11 protein-coding genes are annotated in these 13,088 nt (G+C 68.6%); 4 read left to right on the forward strand and 7 right to left on the reverse strand.

The genetic code is table 11. The features are described from left to right. Window positions 1–250: 250 nt before the first annotated feature. From V7Q48_RS06485 to purM, 4 genes are all read right to left on the reverse strand, one after another. Window positions 251–1,684, reverse strand: a complete 1,434-nt coding sequence (locus tag V7Q48_RS06485) for a phospholipase D-like domain-containing protein (RefSeq protein WP_333836974.1) — start codon at window positions 1,682–1,684, stop codon at window positions 251–253. 69 nt (window positions 1,685–1,753) lie between these two features. Next, on the reverse strand, window positions 1,754–2,851 hold the full coding sequence (locus V7Q48_RS06490) for an MFS transporter (RefSeq protein WP_333836975.1): 1,098 nt from the start codon (window positions 2,849–2,851) through the stop codon (window positions 1,754–1,756). Between the two features lie 47 nt (window positions 2,852–2,898). Further along, window positions 2,899–3,837, reverse strand: coding sequence for a phosphoribosylglycinamide formyltransferase (purN, locus tag V7Q48_RS06495; protein WP_333836976.1), 939 nt, complete (start codon window positions 3,835–3,837; stop codon window positions 2,899–2,901). 88 nt (window positions 3,838–3,925) lie between these two features. Further along, a complete protein-coding gene (purM, locus tag V7Q48_RS06500) occupies window positions 3,926–5,032 on the reverse strand; it encodes a phosphoribosylformylglycinamidine cyclo-ligase (RefSeq protein WP_333836977.1) in 1,107 nt (368 codons plus the stop codon). Between the two features lie 143 nt (window positions 5,033–5,175). On the opposite strand from purM, the gene V7Q48_RS06505 reads away from it, so the two are divergent. The 3 genes from V7Q48_RS06505 (at window position 5,176) to V7Q48_RS06515 (ending at window position 7,648) form a co-directional block, all read left to right on the forward strand. Further along, window positions 5,176–6,441: a heavy-metal-associated domain-containing protein gene (locus tag V7Q48_RS06505; RefSeq protein WP_333836978.1), complete on the forward strand. Its 1,266-nt coding sequence runs from the start codon at window positions 5,176–5,178 to the stop codon at window positions 6,439–6,441. Window positions 6,442–6,612: 171 nt separating this feature from the next. Beyond that, window positions 6,613–7,239, forward strand: a complete 627-nt coding sequence (locus tag V7Q48_RS06510) for an HdaA/DnaA family protein (protein ID WP_333836979.1) — start codon at window positions 6,613–6,615, stop codon at window positions 7,237–7,239. Window positions 7,240–7,318: 79 nt separating this feature from the next. Beyond that, on the forward strand, window positions 7,319–7,648 hold the full coding sequence (locus V7Q48_RS06515) for a DUF2794 domain-containing protein (protein ID WP_333836980.1): 330 nt from the start codon (window positions 7,319–7,321) through the stop codon (window positions 7,646–7,648). A 9-nt stretch (window positions 7,649–7,657) separates the two neighbouring features. On the opposite strand, the gene V7Q48_RS06520 is transcribed toward V7Q48_RS06515, so the two are convergent. Then, window positions 7,658–8,995 (reverse strand): PAS domain S-box protein, encoded by a 1,338-nt coding sequence (locus V7Q48_RS06520; RefSeq protein WP_333836982.1) that lies wholly within the window; start codon window positions 8,993–8,995, stop codon window positions 7,658–7,660. 120 nt (window positions 8,996–9,115) lie between these two features. Further along, a complete protein-coding gene (locus V7Q48_RS06525; RefSeq protein WP_333836984.1) occupies window positions 9,116–10,324 on the reverse strand; it encodes a trans-sulfuration enzyme family protein in 1,209 nt (402 codons plus the stop codon). Window positions 10,325–10,444: 120 nt separating this feature from the next. On the opposite strand from V7Q48_RS06525, the gene V7Q48_RS06530 reads away from it, so the two are divergent. Next, on the forward strand, window positions 10,445–11,800 hold the full coding sequence (locus tag V7Q48_RS06530; protein WP_333836985.1) for a phospholipid carrier-dependent glycosyltransferase: 1,356 nt from the start codon (window positions 10,445–10,447) through the stop codon (window positions 11,798–11,800). Window positions 11,801–11,953: 153 nt separating this feature from the next. Here the strand turns inward: V7Q48_RS06530 and V7Q48_RS06535 are convergent, their stop codons facing one another. Next, a complete protein-coding gene (locus tag V7Q48_RS06535) occupies window positions 11,954–13,078 on the reverse strand; it encodes a glycosyltransferase family 2 protein (protein WP_333836986.1) in 1,125 nt (374 codons plus the stop codon). Window positions 13,079–13,088 lie beyond the last annotated feature (10 nt).

A 13,088-nucleotide genomic window follows, 5' to 3' on the forward strand; every position in this document is an offset into this window, starting at 1 on the left:
GACAAGCTCAGGGCGAACGCGGGGCAGTGGTGCCACGCGCGCCCGACCTGTTTGTACCCCACGCTCCCGTTCGTCCTGAGCCTGTCGAAGGACGGGCAAGCGCGTCGTTTGCTCACAGGGGCCCTTCGACAAGCTCAGGGCGAACGCGGGGCAGTGGTGCCACGCGCGCCCGACCTGTTTGTGCCCCACGCTCCCGTTCGTCCTGAGCCTGTCGAAGGACGAGCAAGCGCCACGCCAGCCCGTCACCCCCTCACAACAGCGGGCTCATCATCGCCAGCACGTTGCGCCACAGCCGTTTGGCGAGCGGGGTCCTGGCCGCCATCTCGGGGGTGATCGCCACGCAGTCCGCCAGCCATTCCTTCTGCCGCGCCGCCACGGCACGCGCGAGGGTCGCGTCGGCGAAGAGGATCGTGTTCTCGTAATTCAGTTCGAAGCTGCGCCGGTCGAGGTTGGCCGAGCCGACAATGCCGGCGCTGTCGTCGGCGACCATGGTCTTGGCGTGGAGCAGCCCCGGGCAATACTCGTGGATGGCGACGCCGGCCTCGAGCAGGGCGGCATAGCTGGAGCGGCTGGCGGCGCCGACGAAGCGACTGTCGTTGCGGCGGGGCAGGATCAGCGTGACCGCAACACCGCGCCGGGCGGCGGCGACCAGCGCCGAGAGCACCTGCTCGCCGGGCACGAAATAGGGTGTGGTCACCACCAGCGAGCGGCGCGCAGCGTGGATCAGCGCGGCAAAGCAGGTGGTCATGGCGCCATAGGCCACCGTCGGCCCGGTGCCGATGCCGATCGCCACCACATCGCCGCGCGGCGGGGGCAGGGGCGCGACGATCCAGGCCGACAGGTCGTCCCCGCCCTCGGCCATCCAGTCCGCCGCGAACAAGAACTGCCAGTGGCGCGCCACCGGGCCTTCCCAGCGGGTCATGGCGTCGACCCACGGGGCAAAGCGGGGCTTTATGCGAAATTCGGGGTCGGCCGCGTTCTGGCTGCCGCACCAGGCCACGGCGTTGTCGATGACGAGCGCCTTGCGGTGATTGCGCAGGTCCACGCGACCGCGGATCAGCGTCCACAGCAGGTTGCCCACCGGCAGCGCCTCGCGCGCGTCGACCCCGGCCTCGCGCATCGCCTGCCAGTGCGGCGAGCGCACGAAGCGGCGCGAGCCGAGCGCGTCGGCCAGCACGCGTACCGCCACCCCCCGCCGTGCAGCCCGCGCCAGCGCTTCGGCCAGCGCGACGCCGCTCTCGTCGTCCAGCCAGATGTAGAAGCAGACGTGCACGCTCTCGCAGGCGCGATGAATGTCGGCGACCATTTCGGCGACGGCGGTGCGGTTGTCCGCGGCGAGGGTGGCAGCATTGCCGGCGGTGACCGCCAGACCGTTGACCGAGGTGGCGAAGGCGAATGGCGGCTGCCACGGCGTTGCTGCGACCATCGCGCTGCCGGTCGGATCGACCGGCGGGCGGGGCAGGGCGGCCTCGACGCTTTGCCCATGCAGCCGGCGGCGGCGGATCAGCCGCGTATCGCCCCACAGGATATAGGCAGGGATCGCCAGCACCGGGATCACGAGAACGACCACCAGCCAGGCAAGGCGCGAGGCAGGATCGCGATGCGGGCGCAGGATCACGCGCAGCAGGGTGACGGCCTCGGCCAGCGCGCCGAGCGCGAGTGCGATCCAGTGATAGGCGGTCATCGCCCCGGGTGGTCCCACCCCCGCAAGGCTTTGTCCAGTCTCGGTATACCGGACATCGTCCCTAACGTATCAGGTCGTGGCGCCGGCCCGTGCGTACCAGGTGAACAGCATGCGCCAGATCGCGGCAACGGCGACGATACCGCACAGGATCGGCACGCGGAAACCCGCGCCGAATTCAAGCATCGCGGCTGCGGCGAGGCAGGCGGCGGAACAGCCGAGATCCCAGCCGCCCTCGGTCGCCATGTTGAAGCGCAGCGTGCAGGCCGAGCGGCGGGCCATGTCATAGAGCGGCGACAGCATCGCCGTGGCGGCCATCGGCGTGACCAGCGCGCCGAGCGCAGTGGCGACGATCGCGGCGAGCGGCATGTCGAAGGCGACGGCTTTGACCAGCAGCGCGACGATCGCCGCGCCATAGGCCAGGGCCAACGAATGCAGCGGTCGGCCGCCGTCGATGAGAATGCCGATCAGCAGGCTGCCGGCCGCGGCCGCCACTCCGGCAACGGCGATCGCACCGCCGAAGGCGTCGAAGTGCTGGCCAAGCGTCACAAACAGCGCGAGGTTCCAGATCACCACCGCGCAGCCCGAGTGAAAGCCTTCGGACAGGTAGAGCCGCCGCGCGCGCGCCGTGGTGGGGCGATCAAGCGCGGCGTCTGCGGCGATGCCGGGGTTGGGCATGGCGAGCAGCGGCAACACGGCCGCCAGCTGGATCACGGCGATGACCCCGAAGCCGACCATCGCCCCGGCGCGATCGAGGAGGAGGCCGCCGGCCAGCGGCGCAACGATGCCGACGACGGCGGTCGTGGCCTGCTGGATCGACACCTGCCGTCCGCCGCGCTCGCTGTCGGCCAGCGCCGAGGCGAGGCTGTGCCACCCGGTCCAGTAGAGCACGCTGCCAAGGCCGGTGACGAGGATGAACGCCGCCAGCGCCGGCCCGGCCCCTGCAACGAGGGGAAGCAGCAGGAAGCTCAGGCACCGCACCACCACGCCGGCGATGACGACGCTGCGCAGCCCGGCGCGGCGCGCCAGCGGCAAGACCAGCCCGCGCAAGGCGAAGCGCGCCAGCAGCGTTCCCGCGAATGCCGCCAGCGCGAGCGCGTGCGAAAAGCCCTGCGCCACGAGGAAGCCGGCGATGAACAGGCCGCCACTCGCCTCGACAAACGATTGCATGCCGACGTGCACATAAAGCGGCCGCATGGGATTGCCGGTCATAGGGGTCAGAACTCCAGGATCGCGGCGAGGCGGCGCGGGGCGACTGCGGCCCAGCTGCGTTGCAGCCAGGCGGCGATGTCGTCCCAGTCGACCGTGCCCTGGTCGAGGCGGATGGCGATCCAGCCGTCGCCGAAATAGGCCGGGCGGTAAAAGCGCTCGGGATCGTTCTCGATCAGCTGAGCCTGCTCGTCCACGCCGCTGATCTTGACCAGCAGCGCGGTACGCCCGTCGCCATGATGGTCGACACTGACGTAAGCGAACTTCTTGCCTTTCGCGATGCCGAAGCAGGCCATGCCGTGGCTTGCGACTTCGTCGGCCTCGGGCAGCGCCATGGCGCGGCTGCGCACCTGTTCGGTCAGCCAATCGGGCGAGGTATCCCGCGTGACCAGCCGTGCGAGGCAGCGGGCGTAGAGCTGGTGCTCGGCGAACAGGACGCGCGCGGCCAGCGTATCGGCCGTGTCGCCGGGCACGATCGCCACCGGCGTCTGCCCCAGGATCGGGCCATCGTCGAGCGCGGCGGTCACCAGATGGACGGTGCAGCCGCCATGGGCATCGCCCGCCGTGATCGCGCGCTCGTGCGTGTGCAGCCCTTTATACAGCGGCAGCAGCGAGGGGTGGATGTTGACCATGCGGCCCTCCCAGCGCCCGACGAACTCGGGCGACAGGATGCGCATGTAGCCCGCCAGTGCGATCCACTGTGCGCCGGCGGCGCGAACCTGCTCTTCCATCGCCGCGTCATGATCGGCGCGCGCCATGCCCTTGTGCGGCAAGGCAAAGGTCGCGATCCCCTCGGCTGCGGCGAGCGCCAGGCCCTTGGCTGCGGGATCGTTGGAAAGCACCAGCACGATCTCGTAAGGGCAATCCTCGGCGCGGCTCGCATAGAGCAGCGCGGCCATGTTGGTCCCGCTGCCCGAGATGAACACGGCGACTTTTGCTCTGGTCACGGGACTGGTTCCTCGAGGGTGGCTGCGGATTTCGACGGACTGGAGGTTCGGTGAGGCCCTTCGATACGCTCAGGGCAAACCGCAACCCTCAACCGATATGCACCGCTTCCCAGGGCTCGCGTGCCGACCAGGTTTCCGCGCTGCCGAACACGGTGCACCCCTTGTCGCCCTCGACCACCTCGCCGATGCGATACACGGTCTCGCCCGCGGCGGTGAGGTCGGCGGCCAGCGCGTCGGCGCCCTCGGCCTCGACCGCCAGCACCATGCCGATGCCGCAGTTGAAGGTGCGCGCCATTTCGCCCGGCTCGATGTGGCCCTGTGCCTGCAGGAACGCCATCAGGCGCGACTGCTCCCACGAATCGGCATCGATCCGCGCGTGCAGGCCCTTGGGCAGGACGCGCGGCACGTTCTCGAGCAGGCCGCCGCCGGTGATGTGCGCCAGCGCGTTGATCCGGCCCGAGCGGATGAACGGCAGCAGAGTCTTCACGTAGATGCGCGTCGGCTCGATCAGCACGTCGATCAGCAGGCGCTCGTTGTCGAACAGGGCCGGGCGGTCGAGCCGCCAGCCCTTGTCGGCGGCAAGGCGGCGCACCAGCGAATAGCCGTTGGAATGGACGCCCGAGGAGGCCAGGCCGAGCAGGACGTTTCCGGCAGCGACCTTGTCGCCGGTCAGCTGCTCGCCGCGCTCCACCGCGCCGACGCAGAAGCCGGCCAGGTCGTAGTCGCCATCGCCGTACATGCCGGGCATTTCCGCGGTCTCGCCACCGATCAGCGCGCAGCCGGCCAGCTTGCACCCTTGCGCGATGCTGGCGACGACTCGCTCCGCGACGCCGTTATCGAGCCGTCCGGTGGCGAAATAGTCGAGGAAGAACAGCGGCTCGGCGCCCTGGACGATCAGGTCATTGACGCACATCGCGACGAGATCCTCGCCGATGCGGTCATGGCGGTCGTGGTCGATCGCCAGCTTGACCTTGGTGCCGACGCCGTCGTTGCCCGCCACCAGCAGCGGGTCCTTGTAGCCTGCGGCCTTGAGGTCGAAGAAACCCCCGAACCCGCCGAGTTCGGCATCGGCGCCGGGGCGCGCAGTGGCCTTGGCGAGCGGGCCGATGGCCTTCACCAAAGCGTTGCCGGCGGCGATGTTCACGCCTGCCTGTTCGTACGAGTAGCTCTGCGGCTTGGAGGTGTCGTTGGCCATGATGGGATGAGCGCCTAGCCGTTTCCCGCTTGGATTTCCACTTGCCTTTGGGCAAAAGCGCGCAACACTCGTGGCTGGGGCTGACACAGCCGCATCGCCAGCTGCCCCATTCGACTGGAGCTCACTTGGCCGTCCTTCGTGCAATGCTGCCCAAACGCCTGACGCGCCTGCATTTGGCCCTCCTCGGCGGCGGGATCGCCATGGCCGGTCTCGGCACCCTGGCAGGGCCAGCAATCTGGGCGCAGATCGCGGGCGATCGCGGCATCGCGCCGATCGCCAGCACCGGCGATTTCGAAGTGAGCGGGATCGACGTCAACGTGACCGGTACCTCGGCCGAGGATGCGCGCGCCAAGGGTTGGCGCGAGGCGGAGCGGTTGGCCTGGCAGAAACTGTGGGCCAGCAACGGCCTCGGTGGCGGGACCGCGCCTGCGCTCGATCCGGGCACGCTCGACGGCATGGTCGCGGCGGTGACGGTGGAGCACGAGCAGATCGGCCCGCATCGCTACATCGCGCGGCTCGGCGTGACGTTCGATCGCGCGCGCACCGGCGGCTATCTCGGCATGCGCGGGGCGATCGCCCGTTCGGCGCCATTGCTCATCATTCCCGTGCTTTACGAGGGCGGCGTGGCCTCGGTCTACGAGACGCGCACGCCGTGGCAGCGCGCCTGGGCTGAGTTCCACACCGGCGAAAGCGCGATCGACTACGTGCGCCCCAATGGCGGCGGCGCCGATTCGCTGCTGCTGACCGAAGGTCAGCTCACGCGCCGCAGCCGCAACTGGTGGCGGCTGGTGCTCGACGAGTTCGGCGCGGCCGATGCGGTCATTCCGATCGCGCGCCTGACGCGTGAGTTTCCCGGCGGCCCAATCCACGGCACCTTCACCGCGCGCCATGGTCCCGACAACCGCTTCCTCGGCCAGTTCGAGCTGACCGCGCCCAGCGACGAGCAATTGCCGCAGATGCTGGCGGATGCGGTCCACAAGCTCGATGCAATCTACACGCAGGCGCTGCAGGAGGGTAAGCTCGCCCCCGATCCCTCGCTCAACATGGCGCCGCAGCTCGATCCCAAGCTGATCAACGACATCCTCGATTCGCTGGGACCGGTGCGCCAGACGCTGCCCGATGCGCCTGTCGAGGCGCCCGTGCCGGGTACCGCTCCGGCTGCTCCGGCGGCGGCTGCGGCCTACACTGTGCAGGTGGCCACGCCCGACGGTGCGGCGCTGGACGCCGGGCTGGGGGCTCTGCGCGCGGTGTCCGGGGTCCAGGGTGCGGCCACGACGAGCGTGGCGATCGGCGGTACCTCGGTGCTGCGCGTGACCTACGCCGGCGACCTCGAGGCCCTGGCCGCTGCGCTGCGCGCCCAGGGGTGGAAGGTCACCAAGGGCGCCAACGCCCTTTCAATCCGTAGATGACGGCGATTCGCAATGACGGCGATTCGCAAATGACGGGTCGCCGATAGCCGCGCCGGGCAGGTCCAGGTCGGCGCTTTGCCGGCACGATCCACAGGGTAGCCCCCGGTTTCATGGCCTGCGCGGCGCCCTGCCTGTTCCCTTGGCGTTCACGCTTCCTATATGGGAGGTGTCATGAGCCAGATTGCCCTTCCGCTGTCGCCCGTCCACGGGCCAGAGAACATCGTCGTCGGTCCCGCCTTGCAGCCGGTGATCGATGGCCTGCTGGCCGCCGACCGCTGGCCCTATCGCACTTGCATCCTTTCGGGACCTTCGCGCTCGGGCAAGAGCTTGCTGGCGCGCTGGTTCGAAGCCTCGGACCTGGGCGATGCCGTCGATGGCGCCGATGCGCTGCCCGAGGACGAGGTGTTCCACCTGTGGAACCGCACGCAGGCCAGCGGGCGCCCGCTGTTGCTGGTCAACGGTCGCGGCCCGGGCGGCTGGCGCGTCAAGCTGCCCGATCTGGGCTCGCGTCTTGGCGGGTCGATGACCCTGACGATCCCGGCGCCCGATGAGGAGATGCTGGTCCAGCTGCTGGAAGAACATGCCGGGCGGCGCGGGCTGGCGATCGGCGATGCGGCCATGGCCTTCGTCCTGCCGCGGATCGAGCGTAGCCATGTTGCGGCCGAGCAGTTCGTGGCGACGATCGACCGTCTCAGCCTCGAGCGCAAGTCGGCGGTGACGATGCCGCTGGTCCGCGATGCGCTTGCCGAACTCGACGCCGAGGCCGCCCCGCGCGAGAAGCTGGCGGCACGCGGATGATGGTTAGCGTCATCCCCTCTACCCTGACAGAGAGGCTGCGCTGAGCGGCCCCGGCAGCGACTCCCTGCTCGGCAATGTCGTGCCGATCGCCTCGGCGCGCACGGTGCCGCAGGTCGCGTTCGACCGCCTCGAATTGCTGCGCATTCTCGACCTTTACGGCCGCATGGTCGCAGCCGGGCAGTGGCGCGACTACGCGATGGATTTCGGGCGCGAAGCTGCCAACTTCTCCGTCTTTCGCCGCACCGCCGAACGCCCCACTGCCCGGATAGAGAAGCGCCCGGCGTTGCGCGCGCGTCAGGGCATGTGGGCGCTCTATGGCGAGGCGGGGCAGGTGCTCAAGCGCGGCCACGAGCTTGCCAATGTGCTGGCACCGCTCGAGCGGCGGCTGCTCAAGGTCGTCGAGGACTGACCGCTCCGGTTAGGATGCCAGCGTGCGCGCCAGCGTCGCGTCGCAGGCCAGCGACCACGTGAGGCCATCGGGCGCATAGTCCAGCGTGACGTCGGCCTTGAGGCTGCGCGCCGGGATATGATTGATGAGCGTCGTGCCGAAGCCCGACGCGGCTGGCGGGGTCACGCGTGGGCCGCCCTGTTCGCGCCAGGTGATGCGGAACTGGCTCTCGTCTTCTTCCCAATAAAGCCAGACTTTCCCGCCTGGGCGCGACAGTGCGCCGTACTTGAGCGCATTGGTGGTCAACTCGTGCAGCGCCATGCCGATCACTTCGGCGGTGCGCGGCGACAGCGGCACGAGCGGGCCACAGGTCTCCACCAGCACCCGGCTGTTCTGGTCGAGGATCGCCAGCTGCGCGTCGACCAGTTCGCCAACCGGAATATTCGACCAGCCGCGCCGCACCAGCAGGTCCTGGTTGGCGGACAGGCTGCCTAGGCGATATTCAAAGCGCCGCAGGAAATCGGCGTCGCCACCGCCCGACCGGCGCGCCAGCGCCTGGACCACCGCGAGCATGTTCTTGGAGCGGTGATTGACCTCCATCAGCAGCACGCGAATCTGCTCTTCCTTCTCGAGCAGCTCAGTGACGTCGGTGTTTGTGCCGAACCAGCTCTGCACCACGCCGTCGCTGCCGATGATCGGCTTGGCGCGCGACAGGAACCAGCGGAAGCTGCCATCGCGGCCGCGCAAGGGGAAGGTGTCCTCCCATTCGCGCCCTGCGGCCAAGTCGGCGAAGAACTTTGCGCGCACGCGATCGACGTGGTCGGCGTGGTGGACATCGGCCCAGCCCCAGCCCAGGGCTGCGCCCTCCGTCTGTCCGGTATAGTCGTACCAGCGTTGGTTGCACCAGAGCAGCCGGCCTTCGCGGTTTGCGACCCAGGCGAGCTGCGAGATGTTATCCGCCAGCATGCGGAACTGATGCTCGCGCTCGGCGATGGCCGCCTCGGCGCGATGCCGCTCGCTGACGTCACGCGCGATCTTGCTGGCGCCGATTACGCGGCCATCGGCGTCGAGGATCGGCGATACGGTCAGCGAGACGTCAAGCGTGCTGCCGTCCTTGCGCTGCCGGACGGTCTCGAAGCTGCGCACGCGTTCGCCGCGCGCGATCCGCGCGAGGATGTCGTCCTCCTCGGCCTGGCGGTCGCACGGGATGAGCTTGCGGATCGACTGCCCGATCATCTCCTCGGCGGTGAAGCCGAAGATGCGCGATGCACTCGGGTTCCAGCTCTGGACGATGCCATCCAGGGTCTTGCTGATGATGGCATCGTCCGACGACTGTACGATGGCCGAAAGGTGGGCTTCCGCCAGCAAGGTTGCGCTCCTGTCCGGGTCCCCACTGGTCATCGTTCTAGACGATCAACGCCGGGGCGCAAACACCCGAAAGACGTGAAACACGAAGCGCTTGCCAGGATAGGGTGATGGTCCGGCAGATCAGAGCCCGATGGCCTTCAGCGCCTGGTCGAGGTCCTCGATCAGGTCGTCGGCATCCTCGAGCCCGATGTTGAGCCGCAGCATGCCCTCGCCCACGCCCATGTCGGCGCGGCCTTGGGGGCCGACGCCGTGGTGCGTGGTCGTGGCGGGGTGGCACATCAGCGAACGCGAGTCGCCGATGTTGTTCGAGATGTCGATCAGCTTGAGCGCGTCGAGCAGCCCGTGCGCCTGTGCGCGGCCGCCGTCGAGGACGATCGAGAAGATCGTCCCGCCGGTGCGCATCTGGCGCTGGGCCAGTGCGTGCTGCGGGTGGCTAGGAAGGCCGGGGTAGAGGATCGTCGGCACCCGGCCCTCGACGAATTCGGCGACCTTCTGTGCGTTCTCGCTCTGGCGCATGATGCGCAGGTCGAGCGTTTCCAAGCCCTTGAGCACGACCCAGGCGTTGAACGGCGCGATGTTCGGGCCGGTGTTGCGCTGGAACGGCATCAGCACGTTGTCCATGAAGTCCTGGCTGGCGCAGACCGCACCTGCAAGGACACGGCCCTGGCCGTCCATCATCTTGGTGGCCGAATAGGCGACGACGTCGGCACCGAATTCCATCGGCCGCTGCAGCGCGTTGGTGGCAAAGGCATTGTCCACGACGGTGGTGATGCCGTGCGCCTTCGCCAGCCCACAGACATAGGCCATGTCGACCAGTCCGAGCGTGGGATTGGCAGGCGTCTCGAAGAAGAACACCTTGGTGTTGGGGCGGATGGCGGCTTCCCAGGCGGCATTGTCCGACGCCTCGATCAGCGTGCCCTCGATGCCGAAGCGCGGCAGCAGGTTCTCGACCAGCCAGCGGCACGAGCCGAACGCCGCCTTGGCCGCGACGATGTGATCGCCGGCCGAAAGCTGGCACAGCAGCGCCGTGGTCATCGCCGCCATCCCGCTGGCCTGTGCGCGGCAGGCTTCGGCCCCCTCGAGCAGGGCGATGCGCTCTTCCAGCATGGCCACGGTCGGGTTCTGCAGGCGCGAGTAGGTCATGCCCTCGGCCTCGCCGGCAAAGCGGGCCGCGGGCGTCGCCGCGTCGTCGTAAGTATAGCCCGAGGTCAGGAACAGCGCCTCGGACGTCTCGCCCATTTCCGAACGCCATGTGCCGCCGCGAACGGCCTGGGTGGCGGGGCGCCAGTGTCTGGTGATCGAGCGGTCTTGTCCGGTGGTGCGCTTCATGGTCGCAGCCTTAGTTTCGGCCAGCCAGCCATGCAAGCGTAACAACCCCATGGAAGCGTGGTCGATGCCCTGTCCCATGGTGTTGCACGCAAGCCGTCTTGTGGCGTATCGCCCGGGCCGATGAGCATGTCCTCCCCGCTGCCACGCCGCGCCGAAACCGATCCCCGCTGGCAGGTTGCCGCGATCGTGCTGGCCTTTGCCGCGCTGGTGTTCTGGCGGCTGGGCACGCCGTCCAAGATCATGTTCGACGAGGTGCATTACCTGCCCGCTGCGCGGCACCTGGTGGAACTGTCCACCCGGCTCAATCCCGAGCATCCGCTACTTGGCAAGGAGCTGATCGCGCTGGGCATGATGACGCTGGGCGACAATCCCTTCGGCTGGCGATTCTTCACCGCGCTTTACGGTGTGATCGGCCTGTTCGGCGCGATCCGTGCGTTCTGGTGGGCCAGCCTGTCGCGCGTGGGTACGGTGCTGTTCGGCGTGTTCCTCGCCACCAACTTCATCTGGTTCGTGCTGTGCCGCATTGCGATCCTCGACATGGCGATGGCCGCCTCGCTCGCGCTCGCATTCTGGCAGTGGGCCCTGGCGGCGCGCAAAGGGCGGCGCGTGCACCTGATCCTGGCGGGCGCGTTCATGGGCCTGTCGCTGGGTGGCAAGTGGAACGGTGCGCCGCTCATGGTGCTGCCCGGCCTGTGGTTCGCGTGGACGCGGATCAAGGCCAGTCGTGGCCGCTGGTTGACGCTACCGTTCGGAACGCGCGGCGGCGTGGTGCGCGGGGTCAGCCTGGCCGAGGGCTTCCTGTGGCTCGGCGTGCTGCCGGTGCTGGTCTACTTCGCCACCTTCATCCCCGCGATGTTCTACCGCGTCGGCGCGATCAGCCCGTGGCATCTGGTGGACTGGCAGTTCACCATGCTCAAGCTGCAGGACAGCGTGGTCAAGCCGCACCGCTACATGAGCCGCTGGTACCAGTGGATGTTCAACGCGCGCTCGATCTGGTTCTTTTACGAAAAGTGGGACGGCGCGCAGCGCGGGGTGCTGATGCTCGGCAACCCCTATACGATGTGGGCCGGCCTTCCGGCGCTGCTGTGGGCCGCGATCGACGGCGTGCTGGCGGTGCTGCGCTGGCGGCCCCGGCTGTCGCCCGCCGTCCGCCGCTGGGCGCCGACCGGGCAGGACGCGCTGGCCCGCATAGGGGGCACGGCCGCGCTGTGCTACGCCGGCTCGCTGTTCTTCTGGGCGCTCAACGGCAAGCCGGTGCAGTTCTATTACCACTACCAGCTGGCCGCCGTGTTCCTCGACGCCGCGCTGGCGATCGTGCTGGCACAGCTCTGGCGCCGCGGCCTGCGCTGGCCGGCGGGGGTGTCGGTGGTACTGGCGCTGGGCTTCTTCGCCTACTTCTTCCCGATCCTCGCTGCGTTGCCGCTGGCGGGGGTGAAGTCGTACAAGCTCTACAACTGGATGCCGGTGTGGAAGTGACGGCTTGAGCGCTGTGGTCGGCGCAGGCGTCCTTCGACAGGCTCAGGACGAACGGGGTCAGGGGGAGGGGGCGTACCCATCCGCACCCCGTTCGCCCTGAGCCTGTCGAAGGGCCATGCCGGCAAGCGCAACGCCTGCCGGCGCGCGGCCGGATCAGCCGTACTTGCCCCAGACGAACTTGCTCGACAGCGCGAAATTCCACACTGACGCCAGCACGATGCCGATCAGCGCGGCGGAGATCGCGTGGAAGCCGACGCGAACCAGCGCGGTCGAAACGCCGATATTGGCGAGCATGCCGAAGGCGCAGGTCGCTGCGAACTTGAGCCAGCCGCGCATCAGCGGCACGAAGCCGCGCAGGCGCTTGTCGGCATAGGTCAGTTCGTTGTTGAGCACGAAGTTGAAGGTCATCGCGGTCAGCGCTGCGATGGTCTGGCCGATGATGAAGGCCGCTTCCTTGGGGTAGTGGCTCAGCAGGAATTCGGCGCCGAACAGCTTGAGCACCAGCCAGAGCACACCGAGGTGGACCACCGCGCCCAGCGCGCCGACGGTGCCGAACAGAGCAAAGCGCGTGGGGATGATGCGGCCCAGCCACTTGTCGTAAAGGCCGATGAGAAATTCAAACACGACGGTCCGGTCCAGTTTCGATTCGCCTTCCGCCCGCGCGGCGAAGTGCAGGGGAAATTCCTTGACCCGCAGCGGCGCGTCAACGGTGGCGAGAATGTCGAGCAGGATCTTGAAGCCGACGCCCGAAAGCCGGTGCGCGTCGGCACGCAGCACGGTGGCGGGCAGCATGAAGAAGCCGCTCATCGGGTCGGTCAGCTGGACGCCCGTGACCTTGCGCGCGATGGCATTGGCCAGGCCCGAGGCCTTGACGCGGTCGGGGCGGCCCCAGGCCTCGGTGCTGGCGCCTTCGGCGAAGCGCGAGGCATAGGCCACGTCGCATTCGCCGCTGGTGATCGCGGCCAGCATCTGCGGCAGCAGCGCCGGGTCGTGCTGGTGGTCGCTGTCCATCACCGCGACGATCGGCGCGGCGGTCGCGCACATGCCCTCGATCGCGGCGGAGGCAAGGCCGCGCCGGCCGATCCGCTCGATCACGCGGATGCGCGGATCGGTGCGCCCGATCCCGCGCGCCACTTCGGCGGTGCCGTCGGGGCTGTTGTCGTCGACGAAGATCGCCTCCCAGGCGATCCCGGTCAGCGCCTTGTCCAGCCGGTCCACCATCGAGGCGATGTTCCGGCTTTCGTTGTAGGTCGGCAGAATGACAGCAAGTTGCAACATGGCGCGGGCG

It is taken from the genome of Novosphingobium sp. (genome assembly GCF_036803765.1).
GTDB lineage: Bacteria > Pseudomonadota > Alphaproteobacteria > Sphingomonadales > Sphingomonadaceae > Novosphingobium.

Excerpts from the sequence above, each read along its gene's own strand:
- V7Q48_RS06485 (WP_333836974.1), bottom strand. The coding sequence starts at position 1,684 with ATGACCGCCTATCACTGGATCGCACTCGCGCTCGGCGCGCTGGCCGAG.
- V7Q48_RS06490 (WP_333836975.1), bottom strand. The coding sequence starts at position 2,851 with ATGCAATCGTTTGTCGAGGCGAGTGGCGGCCTGTTCATCGCCGGCTTC.
- purM (WP_333836977.1), bottom strand. The coding sequence starts at position 5,032 with ATGGCCAACGACACCTCCAAGCCGCAGAGCTACTCGTACGAACAGGCA.
- V7Q48_RS06505 (WP_333836978.1), top strand. The coding sequence starts at position 5,176 with ATGCTGCCCAAACGCCTGACGCGCCTGCATTTGGCCCTCCTCGGCGGC.
- V7Q48_RS06510 (WP_333836979.1), top strand. The coding sequence starts at position 6,613 with ATGAGCCAGATTGCCCTTCCGCTGTCGCCCGTCCACGGGCCAGAGAAC.
- V7Q48_RS06525 (WP_333836984.1), bottom strand. The coding sequence starts at position 10,324 with ATGAAGCGCACCACCGGACAAGACCGCTCGATCACCAGACACTGGCGC.
- V7Q48_RS06530 (WP_333836985.1), top strand. The coding sequence starts at position 10,445 with ATGAGCATGTCCTCCCCGCTGCCACGCCGCGCCGAAACCGATCCCCGC.
- V7Q48_RS06535 (WP_333836986.1), bottom strand. The coding sequence starts at position 13,078 with ATGTTGCAACTTGCTGTCATTCTGCCGACCTACAACGAAAGCCGGAAC.